Genomic DNA, 16,746 nt, shown 5'->3' with positions numbered 1-16,746 from the left:
CTCCATTGATACTCACGGAATATCATCGGCGAATGGAACTCCGGCAGCTCAAGTACTTCGTCGCCCTGGCGGAAGAACTGCACTTCCGACGCGCCGCCGCGCGACTCTCGATGTCGCAGCCGCCCTTGAGCAGCGCCATCAAGCAGGTCGAGGAGGAGCTGGGCACGCGGCTGTTCGAGCGCAACACCAAGGTGGTGTCCCTGACGCCCGCCGGTGCCGCGTTCTATCCGGAGGCGCTCAAGGTCCTTGCGCAGCTGGAACAGGCCTGCGCCACCACACGCGACGTCGGCGCCGGCAAGCGGGGCCAGCTGCGCATCGGCTTCGTCGGCGGGATGCTGCTGCGCGGCATCCCGGAGGCGGTGTCCCGCCATGACCAAGAGGCGAGGAACGTCACCATCTCCCTGCGCGAGATGAGCTCGGCCGAACAGCTCTACGCCATCGCGCACGGGCAGCTCGCCGCGGGCTTCCTGCACGCGGGCGTCCTGCCCGCGGACCTGGACAGCCTGGTCATCCGCAGCGAGCGTTTCGTCGCCTGCCTGCCGGCTGACCATCCTTGCGCCGCTCAACCCCATCTCGACCTGAAGCAGCTGTCAGGCGAGGACATGGTGCTGTTCGCCCGTGACGCGTCGCCCAGCTACTACGACAGCGTGGTCGCCCTCTGCGCGGCGGCCGGCTTCTCGCCGCGCGTGCGGCATGAGGTGACGCACTGGTTGACCGCACTGGTGCTCGTTTCCCGAGGCGCGGGCGTGGCCGTCGTGCCGGACGCCTTCGTCAACGCCGGCCTGCAAGGCGTCCGGTACGTCGCGCTGCGGCCATCGCAGACCAGGTCCATCGCCTACCTGGTCTGGAAGCGCGGCGGCACCGACCCCGCGCTGCTCGAATTCGTCGCCTACATGCAAGGATGGTGCAGAAAGCCCGCGGACGCCCTGACCGACCGCCGTCCGGCGACGGGCGCTCGGCCGGGCAGGCCCCCTCGCAGGAGGACGTAGCCCCCGAGCCCTCCGCGCCGGCGGGCGGCCGGGTCACGACGGCCGGACGATGCCCAGCTTCTGAAGCTTGTACTGAAGCGACGTGCGCTTCACGCGCAGCCTGGCCGCCGCGCCGGTCGGGCCGGCGATTCGACGCCTTCCTGGACGCCGGCCGGCAGGCGCACCTGTCCGGCAAGGTGGCGGCGGCCCTGATGGCACAGGCCGGCGAGTTGTTCTCCGAACCGCCGTCGATCGAGAAGGCCGACGTGCTGGCGGCGAAGCTGCCCGGCGACGCCACCCGCTAGGCGCCGGACCGGGTCGATCCGAAGCGGTGAGCCTCAGGCAGCGGGGTCGACGACGGCCGCCCTTCCCTTGTCGCCGATCGACTGCCGCAGCGCCTGCATGAACGCTTCCGCCTGGGGCGAGCAGGAGCGCCCGCGTCGCTTCACCACGCAGACGTTGCGCCGCACCTGCGGGTGCACCAGCGGGATCGACACCAGGCCGAAACGCTGCAAGTCATCGGTCATGATCGACGGAAGGATGGCCGCGCCGATGTCGGAGGCCACCATCCACAGGGCGGAGGGCAGGTAGGCGACCTCGCCCGCCAGCTCGAGCACGATCCCGGCCTGTGCGGCCGCCGAATCGATCAGCCTGCGGGCGCGGTTCCCCAGCCTGACGCCGATGATGGGCAGGCCGGCCAGCTGGGCCCAGCGGATCTCGTCCTGGCCCGCCAAAGGATGCTCGCGGCGGCAGACGAACTGCAGTCGGTCCTGCATCAAGGTTTCGAACTCGAGCTCCACGTGCTCGCCATCGAATCGGCCGACGCCGAAATCGAGTTCCTCCGCGGCGATGCGGTCGACGAAGTTCTGCGGCGGGCAGTCTTCTATGGCCAGCCGCACGTGGGGATGGTCGGCCCGGTAGCGCGCGATGACGTCCGGCAGCAGCGCATGGCCCAAGGTCGGCGTCACCGCGAAGCGGACCACGCCACCGGCGAGCACGTCTTCGGCGAAGCAGCGGGTCAACCATTCCGCGTCGCGCAGCATCCTCTCGATCGTCGGCCGGATGGACACGGCCAGCGCCGTGGGCGACACGGCGCGCGTCGTGCGGTCGAACAGCCGTCCGCCGATCACACCCTCGAGGTCCCGGATGTGGATGCTCACCGCCGAGGGCGTGATGAACATGCGTTCGGCGGCCGCATTGAGTTTCCGAAGCTCATAGACATGGACGAAGGCCTGCAGTTGCCGCAGGCTCAAGGCGTTCGGGACCGGCATGGTTCCATCATAGAACTCGTGCCGCTACGCCTTGATGTTCAGTTCCTTGATGAGGTCGGCGCGCGCGGCGCGCTGCCGTTCGATCAGGGCGCCGAACTCGGCGGCCTCGCCGCCGGTCACCACGCCTGCGCCGGTCTCCATGAGCGATCTGGCGTTGGCCGGGTCGTGAAGCACCTTGTTGATTGCGGACCCGAGCCGCGCGATCACCTCCGGGGGCGTGCCTCTGGCCGTCATGAGCCCCAGCGCGGCGGGCTGGTCGAAGCCGGGATAGGTTTCCCCGACCGTCGGCACCTGGGGCAGCAGCGGATAGCGCCGCCTGGAGGTGACCGCGATGTAGACGACCTTGCCGTCGGCCTGCGGCTTCATCTGCGCCGTGCCGACCATGATGTCCACCTGCCCGCCGAGCAGTGCCAACAGCGCAGGACCGGAGCCACTGTAGGGAATGTGGCGGACGCGAATGCCGGCCTGCTTCTTCAGCGTCTCGAAGGCGATGAAGTGAGTGCTCGAGGTGTTGTTGGCGGCGAACGTCAGCTGCTCTGGACGCGCCTTGGCCAGCCTGACCAGCTCGGGCAGGTCCGCCACGCCGAGGTCGGGCCGCACGGCAATGATCAGCGGCGTTTCCATCAGGTGCGTCACCGGCGCCAGGTCCCTGATGTGGTCCTTGCCGCCTGGCGGCAGCATGTGCGGAAGGATCGAGTACATGCCGTCCGTGACGATCACCAGCGTGCTGCCGTCCGGCGGACTCTGGGCGGCGTCCCGCGCGCCGATGGCGCCGTTGGCTCCCGGCCTGTTGTCGACGACGGTCGAGACGCCCAGCACGTCGCCCAGCGGCTTGGCGATCAGGCGCGCCAGGAGGTCGGCGCTGCCGCCCGGCGGGTACGGGACGACGATCCTCAGCGGCTTGCCCTGGGACCGGCTCGTGCCGGACCAGGCCAGTCCCATGGCGGCGGTGCCGACGAACCAGTGTCTGCGTTTCACTTCATCGTCTCCTTGTGAATGATGTTCGAGCGGCTCGGCGGCCGCAGGCAGGCCGCCCTCAGCCTGGGGGTGGACCGGCCGCATCGCCCCTCAGCGTGGCCACGACCTTCGCTGCGTCGAGCCGGGCCGGGCCGGATCGCCAGGCCACATGCTGGTCGGGCCTGCAGATGAGCAGGTCCGACGTGTAGACGTCCGGCACGCCGTCGCGACCGATGTGGAGCCGCGTCATGGGCATCCCCTGCCGCTCGGCCTCCTGCAGCAGCGCCGCGGCGGCCGCATCGGCCCGGCGGTCCAGCTGGACCAGGGTGTAGCCGTCGCCGAGCGCGTCATACACGGACCGACCGTCGGGCAGCCAGAAGTGCGGCATCCGGCACCCCGGCACGATGGACGGGGTGAAGGTGTCCATTCCGTAGGGGGGCGGCGCCTCGCCGTCGTACACGATGACGGGAGAAGCGTCGTAGTAGTAGCCGAAGTTCAGGCCGGCACAGCAGAACTGCCGCACATTCAGGTCGTACACCCGGCTGCCGACCTCCGCCCGCGCCAACGCGCCGGCCGGAGAGTCTTCCTCCAACGCGGGCGGCAGCGAGTGGCGCATCTTGATCTTCTGCAGCCCGTGGTTCATCGCGAAATGCGACGCCTGGTTCGTGATGGGCAGGCGCTCAGCCTCGTAGGCGTCCAGCAGGTCCGGCGATGCCCACCCTTGGAGGGTCGCAGCGAGCATCCACGACAGGTCCAGGCAATCGGCGATGCCGGCATTCATGCCATAGCCGGCCTGCGGAATCCAGAGGTGCGCGGCGTCGCCGCAGATGAACGCCCGACCGTTGCGGAACCTGTCGGCCACCAGGCGGCGAGCGATCCAGTCCTCGTGGCTCAGCACCTCGTACTGGAAGTCCTCGTCGACCCCGAGGATGGCGCGGATGGAGGCATGCCGATCGACGTTCCCGGCTTCCGCCTCCTCGACGTCGAGGTGGTTGTGGACCAGCCACTCCTGCGTCCCATCGATCGCGAAGACCGTGCCGCATCGGCGCGAGTTGAGCGAGTAGTAGGCCCACGCGGGCCGCTCGCCCAGCCGCCCCAGCAACGCCGGCGCCTTGATCAAGGTCGACTGGACATGTTGTATGACGGCGGTCCCTTCCAGCACCGCCCCGATGGCCCTGCGCAGGGTCGAGCGTGCACCGTCGCACCCCACGATGTAGCTGCCGGAGATCTCCAGCGCCTGCCCGCTCCCGAGAAGGTGTGCCTGCGCCACGATGCCCTGCGAGTTCTCCGTGAAGCCTGTGAACTCGCAGGCGTTGATCAGGGTGACTTCAGGCAGGCTCGCCGCGTGCCGGGCCAGCAGCGGCTCCAGGAACCGCTGGTTGATGCGGTGCGGCGGCTCCGGCGTGGGCCACCAGCCATCCGGGCCCGTGGTGTCGGTGTACCGGTCTGCGCGGCCCGGAATGTGGACCCGCGACAGTTCAACACCCGTCGTGGTCAGGCGGAACGCGATGTCGTTGGAGTGGTCCGTCGGCAACCCGGTGGACCGAACCGTCTCAGCCAGCCCCAAGCGGCGGAGCTGCTCCATGGTGCGCGCGGAGACGTGGTTGCATTTGACGCTGGGCGGTTCCATGAAGCCGCGCAGCTCCATGACGACGGTCCGGATCCCTCGCTTGGCCAAATCCGTCGCCAGCAACAGCCCGACCGGCCCCGCGCCGACGATGACGACCTGCGTGCGCAGCTGCTTCGCGCCTGCTCCCATGCCTGTGTCTCCGACGTCCACTGCCACGCCAGCATTGGATTCGACGGCCCCCACCGCAACAAGCGCGAAATACTGGACGGCTCCTAAGCGAACGCTCAGCAATCGGCACGCATCGGCGGGCGGCAGCGCAGAGGGCGGTTCGGCCGCCGTCCACGGTCATGGAGCCGCGGGGCTGCACCGCCCGCGGCGTCGTCACCCATCGGCCTTCCGCCCGGCCGACGCCTCGAACAGCACCAGCAGCCGGCGCGCCGCGGGCGACAGGAAGCTGTTGGCGCGATGGGTCACCACCAGCCGCCGGCGCATCGCCGCGGCCTTGACCGGCACCTCCTTCAGCCCCGGGATGTGGGCCTTGCCCTGCAGGTGCTGCCGGGAGATGAAGCTCAGGAGTTCCGTCTGCACGATGAGCCCGGGCAGCATCAGCAGCATCGTCGTCTCGACCTGAACCCGGGGCCTCGGCAGGCCGTGGCGGTCGAAGGTGTGATCGAGCCAGTCGCGCGTCGGGGCCCCGGGCGGCTGCAGCGCCCAGGCGTGCGCGCTCAGGTCCTTCAGCGTCGCCCGCGTGCCGAAGACCGGGTGCCGCTCGCTGGCGGCCACCACGATCACGTCCTCCGACAGCGTCTTCGACACCCAGCCGGGCTCGGCGGCGCTTTCGGTGCCCACCATGAGGTCGAGTTCGCCCGCGCGCAGCAAGGGCTGCAGCGTGTCGATCAGGCCCACCACCGTGCGCAGCGTGACGCCAGGCGCTTCGCGCAGCAGCTGCCGGGCCACGCCGGGCAGCAGGAACTGCGCGGCCGTCGGGACGATGCCGAGCCGCACATGGCCGGTGAGCCCGGCGCCGATGGACTGCAGTTCGCGCCTGGCGTCCTCCACGTCGAAGCGCATGCGCTGCGCCCACTTCAGCAGCACCCGGCCCGCTTCCGTCAGGCGGATGCCGCGGCCGGCCTTCTCGAACAGCGCCGCGCCGCACGCGGCCTCCAGCCGCCGCACGCTGCTGGTCAACGCCGGCTGGGTGCGATGCAGCCGGGCCGAGGCGCGGCCCAGGTGCTCCAGCTCGGCGATGGTCTCGAAGTAGCGCAGGTCTCGCAGGTCCATTGCGAAAGCTCCGTCGATGGATCCGAAGAAAGTATCGATTGGACTGTACGACGCACCCTCCCAATACTGGCGCCCAGATCCGGAGCACCGGGCCTTCACGGAGACGACGACATGCCCTTCCTTCAACGCACCACCGCCATGCTGGCCTTCGCCGCCCTCGCCGGCAGCGCCTCGGCCCAGGCCTGGCCGACCAAGCCGATCCGCATCGTGGTGCCGTTCCCGCCTGGCGGCGGCACGGACATCATCGCCCGCGAGACCAGCCAGCACGTGGCCAAGGCGACCGGCTGGACCTTCGTCATCGACAACCGGCCCGGCGCCGGCGGCAACCTCGGCGTGGACGCGGCGGCGAAGTCGGCCGCCGACGGCTACACCCTGGTGCTGGGCCAGACCAGCAACCTGGCCATCAACCCCACGCTCTACGCGAAGCTGCCGTACGACCCGCAGAAGGACCTGGCGCCGATCGTGCTGCTCGCCAACGCGCCGCTGGTGCTGGTCACCGGCGTCAACACGCCCTACAAGACGCTGGCCGACGCGGTGCAGGCGGCCAAGGCCAAGCCCGGCCAGGTGAACTTCGCGTCGCCCGGCAACGGCACCGTCGCGCACCTGACCAGCGAGATGTTCCAGAAGGCTGCCGGCGTGAAGACGCAGCACGTCCCGTACAAGGGCGCGTCGCAGGCCATGACGGACGTCGTCAGCGGGACGGTGGACCTGTACATGTCCTCGGTGCCGACGCTGCTCGGCCAGATCAAGCAGGGCAAGCTGCGGGCGCTGGCCGTGACGTCGGCCCGCCGCGTCGACGACCTGCCCGACGTGCCCACCATCAACGAGTCCGGCTACAAGGGCTTCGACGCCGTCACCTGGTTCGGCCTGCTCGCGCCGGCCGGCACCCCGAAGGACGTGATCGCGAAGGTCAACGCCGAATTCAACAAGGCCCTCAGGCAGGCCGAGCTCAGCAAGCGCCTCGGCGACGAAGGGGCCGACACCGCCGGCGGCACGCCCGAGGAGTTCGCGGCGCTGATCCGCAGCGACATCCCCCGCTGGGGCAAGGTCGTCAAGGACTCCGGCACCAAGCTGGACTGACACCAGCCCCGGCCGGGCAGTGCCCGGCCTCCCACCCAGTTTCACCAGGAGATTCTCATGAGTCGAGCCGCTGCATTGCCCGATGTGATCCGCGAGGTCGAACGCGTCTCGCCCGGCGTCGTCGAACAGGCCGCGCAGTTCCCTTCCTCCATCCTGGCCGACGTGGCCGGCCGCCGCGGCGCGCTGCACGGCCGCATCGCGCCGCTCTCGCCGTCGATGCGGTTCGCGGGCCCGGCGCTGACGGTGGAAGTGCGCCCCGGCGACAACCTGATGATCCATGCCGCGCTGGCCCTGGCGAAGCCGGGCGACGTGCTCGTGATCGACGGCAAGGGCGACCTCACCAGCGCGCTGATGGGCGAGATCATGAGCCAGCAGGCGGTGGCGCTGGGCGTGGCGGCGGTGGTGATGGACGGCGCCGTGCGCGACAGCGAGGCCATCCGGGCGCTGGGCTTCCCGATGTTCGCCGCGGGCCTCAACCCCAACGGCCCGACGAAGAGCGTGGCCGGCCGGCTCAACCACCCCGTCTCGGTCGGCGGCGTCACCGTGCACCCGGGCGACCTGGTGGTGGGCGATGCCGACGGCGTGACCGTGATCGAGCGCGACAAGGCCGCCGCCATGCTGCCGCTGGCGGCCGAGAAGCTGGCCGCCGAGACGAAGCGCATCGCCGACATCAAGAGCCGCAAGGCCCTGCGCCCGGGCTGGCTGGACGCCGCACTGCGCACCGCGGGTGTCATCGGCGAGGGGGAGTCGTTGTGAGCCCCCGCAAGCCGGCCATGCTGATCACCGGCGCCGACCTCGCCGCGCCCGCGCTGGCGCTGCTGGACGACTACGAGGTCGTCTTCGCCGGCAAGGCGCCCAGCCCCGACGACATCGTGGCGCTGTGCCGCCGGCACGACCCGGTGGCCATCATCGTGCGCTACGGCAAGGTGGGCGCGGCGGCGATGGACGCTGCGCCCAGCCTGCGGGTGATCTCCAAGCACGGCAGCGGCACCGACACCATCGACAAGGCCGCCGCCGCCGCCCGCGGCATCCAGGTGGTGGCCGCCGCCGGCGCCAATGCCGCGGCCGTGGCCGAGCATGCGATGGCCCTGCTGCTGGCCTGTGCCAAGTCGGTGGCCGTGCTCAACGAGCGCATGCACGCGGGGCACTGGGACAAGGCGACGCACAAGAGCATGGAGCTCGAAGGCCGCACCGTGGGCCTGGTCGGCCTGGGCGCCATCGGCCTGAGGGTCGCCCGCATGGCCGATGCCATGGGCATGCGCGTGCTGGCGTTCGACCCCTACGCGAAGGACGTGCCGCCTTTCGTGCAGCGGGTGGAGCTGGACGCCATCTGGCGCGAGTCGGACGTGATCTCGCTGCACTGCCCGCTCACGGCCGACAACGCCGGCCTGCTGAGCGCGGCCACGCTGGCGGCCTGCAAGCCCGGCGTGATCGTCGTCAACACGGCGCGCGGCGGGCTGATCGACGAGCCGGCGCTGCTGGCGGCCATCCGCAGCGGACAGGTCGCCGGCGCCGGCCTGGACAGCTTCGCGGAGGAGCCGATGACGCCGGCGCACCCGTTCCACGGCGAACCGCGCATCACGCTCAGCCCGCACGTCGCGGGCGTGACGGCAGACGCCTACGTGAAGATGGGCGTCGGCGCCGCCCGCAATGCCCTGGCCGTGCTGCACGGCTGACCCCCGGACCGGAGACACGCCATGCGGACCCGCCGCCTTCTGCTCACCGCCGTCCTCGCGCTGGCGACCTCGGCCGCCGCGCATGCGCAGGCCTGGCCGGCCAGGCCGGTGAAGATCGTCGTGCCCTACCCGCCCGGGGGCTCGGTGGACGTCGTCACGCGGAAGATGGCCGCCAAGCTGCAGGAGCAGACCGGCCAGACCTTCTTCGTGGAGAACAAGGCCGGCGCCACCGGCACCATCGGCCTGGCCTCAGTGGTGCAATCGCCGCCCGACGGCTACACGCTGGCGGCGAACGACACCACCTACGCGCTGCTGCCGCACATCTTCAAGAAGCTGCCCTTCGACCACGAGAAGGACCTGCTGCCGGTGGGCGCCTACGTGTTCGCGCCGATGGGCGTGGTGGTCAGGGCGGACTCCCGGCACCGGACGCTGGCCGACCTGCTGGCCGCCGCCAAGGGCCAGCCCGACAAGGTGACCTACGGCACCGGCGGCGCCGGCACCACGCCGCATTTCGTGAGCGAGGCGCTGGGCATCGCCGCCGGCGTCAACTTCATGCACGTGCCCTACAAGGGCGCCGGCGAGGCCACCATGGCGATGCTGTCCGGCACGATCGACTTCCAGGTCGCGTCGACCCCCGGCGTCATGGGCAACGTGCAGGGCGGCAAGGCACGCCTGCTGGCGGTCAGCGGCGGCCGGCGGCTGGCCGCACTGCCCGACGTGCCCACCTTCGGCGAAGCCGGCCTGAAGAACTTCGGCCTCATCAACTTCACCGGCCTGTGGGCGCCCAAGGGCACGCCGCAGGCCGTGATCGACCGGCTGCAGAAGGAACTGGCCACCGCCATGGCCTCGGCCGACATGAAGGCGTTCTCGGAGTCGATCGCGTCGGAGCCCGGGTTCTGGGATGCGGCCACCTTCGCGAAGGACCTGCACGAGCGCACCGCCGCCTGGGGCAAGGTGGTGGCCCACACCGCCTTCGAGCGGCAATGATGTGGCTGCTGCAGCCCCCGCAGGTGCGTGACACCGAGGTGTTCACGCGGCTGCCCGAGCGGTTCCGCCGCCGCGGCGTGCGCTCGGCCTGGGCCGACGCCAACCGCAGCGGGCAGCCCACCGACTCCTTCCTCGAAGGGCCGGTGTTCGACGAGGCGGGCAACCTGTACGTCACGGACATCCCGTTCGGGCGCATCTTCCGCATCGACCCGCAGGGTGAGTGGGACCAGGTGGCGCAGTGGGACGGCGAACCCAACGGCGCCACGTTCCTGAACGAGCGGGAGCTGCTGGTCACCGACTACCGCAATGGCCTGATGGCGGTGGACGTGCGCAGCGGTGCGGTGCGGCGGTTCCTGGAACGCCGCAACAGCGAGCGCTTCAAGGGCGTGAACGACCTGGTCTTCGACAGCCGCGGCAACCTGTACTTCACCGACCAGGGCCAGACCGGGCTGCACGACCCCACCGGCCGGCTGTACCGCCTGCGACCGGATGGGCAGCTCGACCTGCTGCTGGCCAACGTGCCCAGCCCGAACGGCGTCGCGCTGTCGCCCGACGAGCGCGTGCTGTACCTGGCCGTGACCCGCGGCAACCAGGTGTGGCGGGTGCCGCTGCTGGACGACGGCAGCGTCGCCAAGGTGGGGGCCTTCTTCACGTCGTACGGGCCGAGCGGACCCGACGGGCTGGCGGTGGACCGCTCGGGCCGCCTGGTCGTGGCCAACCCCGGGCTCGGGGTGGCGTGGGTGCTCAATCACCGTGCCGAGCCCGAGCTGGTGCTGCGCAGCGGCGCGGGCTCGTCGCTCACCAACGTGGCGTTCGGCGGCCCGGACCGCCGGACGCTGTACTGCACCGAGTCGGTCACCGGCACGGTGCTGCGCGCCGTCCTGGACGAGCCCGGCCTGCCGCTGTACCGCCCGGGCCGCGCGGACCCGCGCGCGAACTGACCGACAGGCCCGAAGGAGACACCCATGCTGAACACCCCCCGCCGCCGGCTGCTGGCGGCGCTGGTCGCACTGCCGCTGTCCGTGCCGGCCCAAGGCACGCCGCCCACCAAGCCGGTCCGCCTGGTGGTGCCGTTCCCACCGGGCGGCAACGTTGACCTCAGCGCCCGCATCCTGGCACCGGAGCTGTCCCGCGAACTCGGCCAGCCGGTGGTCGTGGAGAACAAGGCCGGCGCCGGCGGCACGTTGGGCCTGGACGCCGTGGCCAAGTCGGCGCCCGACGGCAGCACGATCGGCATCGCGTCGCCCGTCAACCACCTCGCGGCGCCGTCGCTGTACCCCCGGCTGCCCTACGACTCGGTCAAGGACTTCACCCCCGTCGGCCTGATCGCCAGCGTGCCGATGGTGCTGGTGGTCGGGTCGTCGTCGCCGGCGAAGTCGGTCGCGGAACTGCTGGCGCTGGCCCGCAGCCGCAAGGGGACGATGACGATGGCGTCCGCCGGCAGCGGCAGCGGCAACCACATCGTCGGCGAGCTGTTCCAGGACGCCACCGGCACGCAGCTCGTGCACGTGCCCTACAAGGGCAGCGCGCCGGCCAACACGGACCTGGCCGGGGGCCACGTCGACCTCCACTTCGACCAGCTCTCGTCGGTGCTGCCGCTGCTGCAGGGCGGCAAGCTGCGCGCGCTGGCCGTCACCACCGCCGGCCGCTCGCCGCTGCTGCCGGAGGTGCCCACGCTCGCCGAGGCCGGCGTGGCCCGGTTCGACGCCGCCACCACGCTCGGCCTGGTGCTGCCGGGCAAGGCGGCACCCGACCTGGTGGCGCGCCTGAACCAGGCGCTCGACAGGGTGCTGCGGCAGCCGGCCGTGAAGGAGCAGTTCGCACGGCTGGGCGCCGAGGTCCGGCCGGGCACGCCCGCCGAGTACGCCGAGTTCATCCGCAGCGAGATCGCGCGCACGGCCAAGATCGTGAGGGACGCGCGGATCACGCTGGACTGAGGCGGCCATGGACCACGTGGACTGCCATTTCCATGTCATCGCGCCGGTGGACCGGTTCCCGATGCACCCCGCGCGCAGCTACACGCCGGCGGCGGCATCGCTGGCCGCCTGGCGGGCGACGCTCGGGCCGCTGGGCATCACGCACGGCGTGGTGGTGCAGCCCAGCGTCTACGGCACCGACCACCGCGTGCTGCTGGCGGCCCTGGCGGAGGGCCGCGGCCGCCTCGTCGGTGTGGCGGCCGTCGACGCCGGCGTGACCGACGCCGAGCTCGACCGCCTGGCGCAGGCCGGGGTGCGCGGGGTGCGCATGGCGCATTTCGAGCCCGGCGACCCGCGTGCACGGGGCGGCTTCGTCCCGCTCGGGGCCTTCGACGCCCTGGAGCCGCGCCTGGCCGAGCGCGGCCTGCACCTGCAGCTGTTCACCGACAGCCGGCTGCTGCCGCCGCTGGCCGGGCGGCTCGCGCGGTCCAGGGTGCCCGTGGTCATCGACCACATGGGGCGGACGCCCGCTCGCCTGGGCGCCGACCACGAGGGCCTGCGGACGCTGTGCCGGCTGCTGCACGACGCGCCGCTGTGGGTGAAGTTGTCCGGCGCGGCCAACGTCTCCGACGCCGGCCCGGACTACGCGGACGTGCGGCCCATCCATGAGGCGCTGGTGGATGCCGCGCCGGACCGGTTGCTCTGGGGATCGGACTGGCCACACACCAAGCCGGCCGGCCCGCGTCCCGACACCGCGTCCCTGTGGCGGCAGTTCATCGAGTGGACGCCGCCGCCCTTGCGTGACCCCATCGCGTCGGTCAACGCGATGGGGTTGTACCGCTTCCCGATCGCCATCGATCGAGGAAGCCCTGGGGCCCGGCCGGACCCGGACCCCGATCGAAACGAGGAGACCCGACCATGAAGAAGCCATTCGCCCTTGCCTGCCTGGCGGCCATGACGTCCGCCGCATCGGCCCAGAGTTCGGTCAACGTGACCGGGATCCTCGACAGCGCGGCACGCCAGGTGCGCAACACCGGCACCGGCTCGGTCGCGTCGCTGGTCAGCGGCTCCAACGCGACGAGCCGTCTGGCCTTCATCGGCAAGGAAGACCTGGGCGGTGGGCTGTCGGCCGGGTTCCATCTCGAGCACGGCGTGCTGGTGGACAGCGGCAGCCAGGTCGACGCCAACAAGTTCTGGGACCGCCGCAGCACGGTGTCGCTCGTGTCGACCGGCATGGGCGAACTGCGCCTGGGCCGCGACTTCGTGCCCAGCTACGTCAGCTGGTCGCGCTTCGACCCCTTCAGCTACGTCGGCGTGGCGCGCAGCGCCAGCTTCTTCAGCGCCGGCGTGGCGGGCGCACCCAACCCGGTCCGCTCGACCTTCGGCACCAACGGCAATACGCTGGTGCGCAGCGACAACGCCGTGCAGTACCTCCTGCCGTCCCTGGCAGGGCTGCCAGGGTTGGAGGGCGCGCTCATGGTCGCCGCCGGCGAAGGCGGCGCCGTGGCTTCGGGCAACGCCAAGCTGATGGGCGGGCGCCTCGGCTGGTCCAGCGGTCCGGTCAGCCTGTCGGCCGCCTACACGACGAGCGAGAACGCGCAGACCACCGCCGGCAAGTTCAAGGACGGCACCGTGGGCGGCAGCTACCAATGGCAGAACGTGCGGCTGGCCGCCGCATGGCGGCGCCTGGACCAGGCGGCAGCGCGTCAGACGCTGACCATGCTGGCCGCCAGCGCGGTGTTCGGGCCGCATGAGGTGAAGGGCTCCTGGGTGCGGAACGACCTGTCGGGCCGTGTCGGCGCCACGGCGATCGGCGCCAACGACGCGAGCCAGCTCGGCCTCGGCTACGTCTACAACCTGTCCCCCCGCACGGCGCTGTACGCCACGGCGGCGCGCATCACCAACGACGCGGCCGCGGCCTACGCCATCGCCGGGACGGTGACCGCCGGCGGCCGCTCCAGCGGCTACGAAGCGGGCCTGCGGCACCGCTTCTGACGGCACCGGCCCGGCGGACGATGATGGCGAGTGAACGGGGGCCGGCCCAGGACGACCATGGCGGGCGCCTCGCTCACTCCCACTCGATCGTCGCCGGCGGCTTGCTGCTCACGTCGTAGGTCACACGGTTGATGCCGCGCACCTCGTTGATGATCCGGCCCGACACCTTCTTCAGCAGCGCATAGGGCAGTTCGGCCCAGTCGGCGGTCATGAAGTCGCTGGTCTGCACGGCGCGCAGCGCGACCACGTAGTCGTAGGTGCGGCCGTCGCCCATCACCCCGACGCTCTTGACCGGCAGGAAGACGGCGAAGGCCTGGCTGGTCAGGTCGTACCAGGTCTTGGTGCCGGTCGAGTCGAGCGTCTTGCGCAGCTCCTCGATGAAAATGGCGTCGGCCTTGCGCAGCAGGTCGGCGTATTCCTTCTTCACCTCGCCGAGGATGCGCACGCCCAGGCCAGGGCCGGGGAAGGGGTGGCGGTAGACCATCTCGTGCGGCAGGCCGAGCGCCACGCCGAGTTCTCGCACCTCGTCCTTGAACAGCTCGCGCAGCGGCTCCAGCAGCTTCAGGCCGAGCGTCTCGGGCAGGCCGCCGACGTTGTGGTGGCTCTTGATGGTGGTGGCCTTCTTGGTCTTGCCGCCGGCGGACTCGATGACGTCGGGGTAGATGGTGCCCTGGGCCAGCCACTTGGCCGACTTCAGCTTCTTCGCCTCGGCCTGGAACACCTCGACGAACTCGCGGCCGATGACCTTGCGCTTGGCCTCGGGGTCGCTCACGCCCTTGAGGTGCCCCATGAACTGCTCGGTGGCGTCGACGTGGATCACCTTCACGCCCAGGTTGCGGCCGAACATCTCCATCACCAGCTCGGCCTCGTTCAGCCGCAGCAGGCCGTGGTCGACGAAGACGCAGGTGAGCTGGTCGCCGATGGCGCGGTGGATGAGCGCCGCCGCCACGCTGGAATCGACCCCGCCGGACAGGCCGAGGATGACCTCCTCGTCGCCCACCTGCTCGCGGATGCGCGCCACCGCCTCCTCGATGTAGTCGCCCATCACCCAGTCCGGCCGGGCGCCGCAGATCTGCAGCACGAAGCGGTTGAGCAGGTCGCGTCCGCGCAGGGTGTGCGTCACCTCGGGGTGGAACTGCACGCCGTAGAAGCGGCGCTGCTCGTCGGCCATGCCGGCGATCTCGCAGCTCGGCGTGCTGGCCATGAGCTTGAAGCCGGGCGGCAGGCCGGTGACCTTGTCGCCGTGGCTCATCCACACCTTCAGCATGCCGTGGCCCTCCACCGTCGAGTAGTCCTCGATGGCGTTGAGCAGCTGGGTGTGGCCGTGCGCCCTCACCTCGGCGTAGCCGAACTCGCGGTGGTCGCTCCACTCCACCTTGCCGCCCAGCTGCTGCGCCATGGTCTGCATGCCGTAGCAGATGCCGAGCACCGGCACGCCGAGGTCGAACACCGCCTGCGGCGCGCGCAGGTCGTGGTCCTCGTAGGCGCTGGCGTGGCTGCCCGACAGGATGACGCCCTTGGGCGCATACGCCCGGATGAAGTCGTCCGACACGTCGTTCGGATGGATCTCGCAGTAGACATGCGCCTCCCGCACCCGCCGGGCGATGAGCTGCGTGACCTGCGAGCCGAAGTCGAGGATGAGGATCTTGTCGTGCATGGTGGTCGAAGGTCTCGGGGTCAGGTCGGCCGGCCGGCGGCCAGGGGCAGCAGCCCCTCGCGGCGCATGCGGCGGAAATGGCGGGCGGCCAGCAGCGCCGCCAGCGCCATCAGCGTCGCGCAGAAGTAGTACGGCGCGCCTAGGCGCCAGTCGTCGGGCGGCAGGTGCGACACCGAGGACAGCAGCGCCGGTCCGAACACCGGGCCGAGCACGGCCATCAGGCTGTTCAGCGAGCCGACGGCGCCCATCGCCTCGCCCTGCTGGCGGGCGTCCGCCGCGTTGGAGACGATGCTCTGCATCGACGCCTGCGCGGCGAAGCCCAGCACGTTGACGACGATGATGGCGTACATCATCCAGCCCTCGGTGGCCAGGCCCCAGCCGACGTAGGCCAGGGCCGACGAGCACAGCCCCAGCACGGCCAGCCGCTGGGCGCTGAAGCGCTTGAGCAGCCAGCCCAGCAGCCCCGCCTGCACGAGCACGGACATGACCCCGACGGCGAAGAGCGACCAGCCGTTCTCGCGCGGGCCCCAGCCGAAGCGCTGCTGGCCGTACAGCACCCAGGCGGTGTGCATGGTGAACTGGGCCAGCCCCGCCAGGCCGATCACCGCCACCAGCGGGCCGATGCCCTGCAGCCGGGCCAGGCCGCGCAGCGAGGCGATCGGGTTGGCGCGGCGCCAGTCCACCGGGCGCCGGCGCTCGGGCGGCAGCGATTCCGGCAGCACCAGCCAGCCGTAGAGGGCGTTGGCGACCGCCAGCGTGCCGGCGGCGTAGAACGGCAGGTGGATGTCGATCGAGCCGAGCAGCCCGCCCATCACCGGCCCGAGGATGAAGCCGAGGCCGAACATCGCGCCGATGAGGCCGAAGCGCTTGGCGCGCAACGCCGGCGGCGTGATGTCGGCGACGTAGGCGTTGGCCACCGCCGCGTTGGCCTGCAGCGCGCCGGAGACCAGGCGCACGGCGATCAACATCCACAGCGCGGTCGCCATGGCGGTGACGAAGAAGCTCAGCGCCAGCCCGAAGAAGCCGAGCAGCAGCACCGGCCGCCGGCCATGGCGGTCGGACAGCGCGCCGAGGATGGGCGAGCCGATGAAGTTGGCGACGCCGAAGGCGAACGAGATGACGCCGAACCACACCGCCTGTTCGGCCGGCGACGCCACGAACGGCCCGACGATCAGCGGCAGCACCGGCACGATGAGGCCGATCGACACCATGTCGATCAGCACCGTCACCATGATGAACGGCATGGCCGCCTGTCGCGGGGCTGGAACGGCGGGGGTTGACTGGTTCGTCATCGAAGGGACAGGTCCCAGGGGACAGACCGCGCAGCGGTCAGGGGAGCGACGGTGACAGGACGAGCGAACGCTGTACGGGTCCCCCGGACAGCGTTC

Annotated in this window: 15 protein-coding genes and 1 pseudogene; 10 read left to right on the top strand and 6 right to left on the bottom strand. The window is 71.0% G+C overall.

The window, feature by feature from the left end; genetic code table 11:
* The first annotated feature begins 32 nt into the window (after positions 1–32).
* Positions 33–989, top strand: a complete 957-nt coding sequence (locus LRS07_RS11590) for a LysR family transcriptional regulator (RefSeq protein ID WP_260498198.1) — start codon at positions 33–35, stop codon at positions 987–989.
* Positions 990–1,117: 128 nt separating this feature from the next.
* Positions 1,118–1,273, top strand: a pseudogene (locus tag LRS07_RS11585) (antibiotic biosynthesis monooxygenase); the annotation flags it as partial.
* A 33-nt stretch (positions 1,274–1,306) separates the two neighbouring features.
* On the opposite strand, the gene LRS07_RS11580 reads toward LRS07_RS11585, so the two are convergent.
* The 4 genes from LRS07_RS11580 to LRS07_RS11565 form a co-directional block, all read right to left on the bottom strand.
* Positions 1,307–2,239, bottom strand: coding sequence for a LysR family transcriptional regulator (locus LRS07_RS11580; RefSeq protein WP_260498197.1), 933 nt, complete (start codon positions 2,237–2,239; stop codon positions 1,307–1,309).
* A 24-nt stretch (positions 2,240–2,263) separates the two neighbouring features.
* Positions 2,264–3,217, bottom strand: coding sequence for a Bug family tripartite tricarboxylate transporter substrate binding protein (locus LRS07_RS11575; protein WP_260498196.1), 954 nt, complete (start codon positions 3,215–3,217; stop codon positions 2,264–2,266).
* Between the two features lie 58 nt (positions 3,218–3,275).
* Positions 3,276–4,955 carry an FAD-dependent oxidoreductase gene (locus tag LRS07_RS11570; protein WP_260498195.1) on the bottom strand — a complete coding sequence of 560 codons (1,680 nt, stop codon included), beginning with the start codon at positions 4,953–4,955 and terminating at the stop codon, positions 3,276–3,278.
* 192 nt (positions 4,956–5,147) lie between these two features.
* On the bottom strand, positions 5,148–6,047 hold the full coding sequence (locus LRS07_RS11565) for a LysR family transcriptional regulator (RefSeq protein ID WP_260498194.1): 900 nt from the start codon (positions 6,045–6,047) through the stop codon (positions 5,148–5,150).
* 111 nt (positions 6,048–6,158) lie between these two features.
* On the opposite strand from LRS07_RS11565, the gene LRS07_RS11560 reads away from it, so the two are divergent.
* The 8 genes from LRS07_RS11560 to LRS07_RS11525 are packed head-to-tail and all read left to right on the top strand — an operon-like array spanning position 6,159 to position 13,701.
* Positions 6,159–7,127, top strand: a complete 969-nt coding sequence (locus tag LRS07_RS11560) for a Bug family tripartite tricarboxylate transporter substrate binding protein (protein WP_260498193.1) — start codon at positions 6,159–6,161, stop codon at positions 7,125–7,127.
* A gap of 57 nt (positions 7,128–7,184) precedes the next feature.
* Entirely contained in the window at positions 7,185–7,883 is a 699-nt protein-coding gene (locus LRS07_RS11555; protein ID WP_260498192.1) for an RraA family protein, read from the top strand.
* 17 nt (positions 7,884–7,900) lie between these two features.
* The gene (locus tag LRS07_RS11550) at positions 7,901–8,803 is read left to right on the top strand and encodes an NAD(P)-dependent oxidoreductase (protein WP_260502100.1); all 903 of its coding nucleotides are present in this window, start codon (positions 7,901–7,903) and stop codon (positions 8,801–8,803) included.
* A 21-nt stretch (positions 8,804–8,824) separates the two neighbouring features.
* The gene (locus LRS07_RS11545; protein WP_260498191.1) at positions 8,825–9,790 is read left to right on the top strand and encodes a Bug family tripartite tricarboxylate transporter substrate binding protein; all 966 of its coding nucleotides are present in this window, start codon (positions 8,825–8,827) and stop codon (positions 9,788–9,790) included.
* The gene (locus LRS07_RS11540; protein WP_260498190.1) at positions 9,790–10,731 is read left to right on the top strand and encodes an SMP-30/gluconolactonase/LRE family protein; all 942 of its coding nucleotides are present in this window, start codon (positions 9,790–9,792) and stop codon (positions 10,729–10,731) included. Before LRS07_RS11545 ends, LRS07_RS11540 begins: the two co-directional genes overlap by 1 nt.
* Positions 10,732–10,755: 24 nt before the next feature.
* Entirely contained in the window at positions 10,756–11,727 is a 972-nt protein-coding gene (locus LRS07_RS11535) for a Bug family tripartite tricarboxylate transporter substrate binding protein (protein ID WP_260498189.1), read from the top strand.
* 7 nt (positions 11,728–11,734) lie between these two features.
* Positions 11,735–12,628, top strand: coding sequence for an amidohydrolase family protein (locus tag LRS07_RS11530; protein WP_260498188.1), 894 nt, complete (start codon positions 11,735–11,737; stop codon positions 12,626–12,628).
* The gene (locus LRS07_RS11525; RefSeq protein WP_260498187.1) at positions 12,625–13,701 is read left to right on the top strand and encodes a porin; all 1,077 of its coding nucleotides are present in this window, start codon (positions 12,625–12,627) and stop codon (positions 13,699–13,701) included. Before LRS07_RS11530 ends, LRS07_RS11525 begins: the two co-directional genes overlap by 4 nt.
* 73 nt (positions 13,702–13,774) lie before the next feature.
* Here the strand turns inward: LRS07_RS11525 and guaA are convergent, their stop codons facing one another.
* Together guaA and LRS07_RS11515 are read right to left on the bottom strand one after the other, a co-directional pair.
* Positions 13,775–15,358 carry a glutamine-hydrolyzing GMP synthase gene (gene guaA, locus LRS07_RS11520; RefSeq protein WP_260498186.1) on the bottom strand — a complete coding sequence of 528 codons (1,584 nt, stop codon included), beginning with the start codon at positions 15,356–15,358 and terminating at the stop codon, positions 13,775–13,777.
* Between the two features lie 20 nt (positions 15,359–15,378).
* Positions 15,379–16,602 (bottom strand): MFS transporter, encoded by a 1,224-nt coding sequence (locus LRS07_RS11515; RefSeq protein ID WP_260498185.1) that lies wholly within the window; start codon positions 16,600–16,602, stop codon positions 15,379–15,381.
* Between the last annotated feature and the right edge of the window lie 144 nt (positions 16,603–16,746).

It is taken from the genome of Aquabacterium sp. J223, assembly GCF_024666615.1.
Lineage (GTDB): Bacteria > Pseudomonadota > Gammaproteobacteria > Burkholderiales > Burkholderiaceae_C > J223.
The sequence above is the reverse complement of the archived record's forward strand: the minus strand, read 5'-3'. Positions and strand labels throughout refer to the sequence as shown.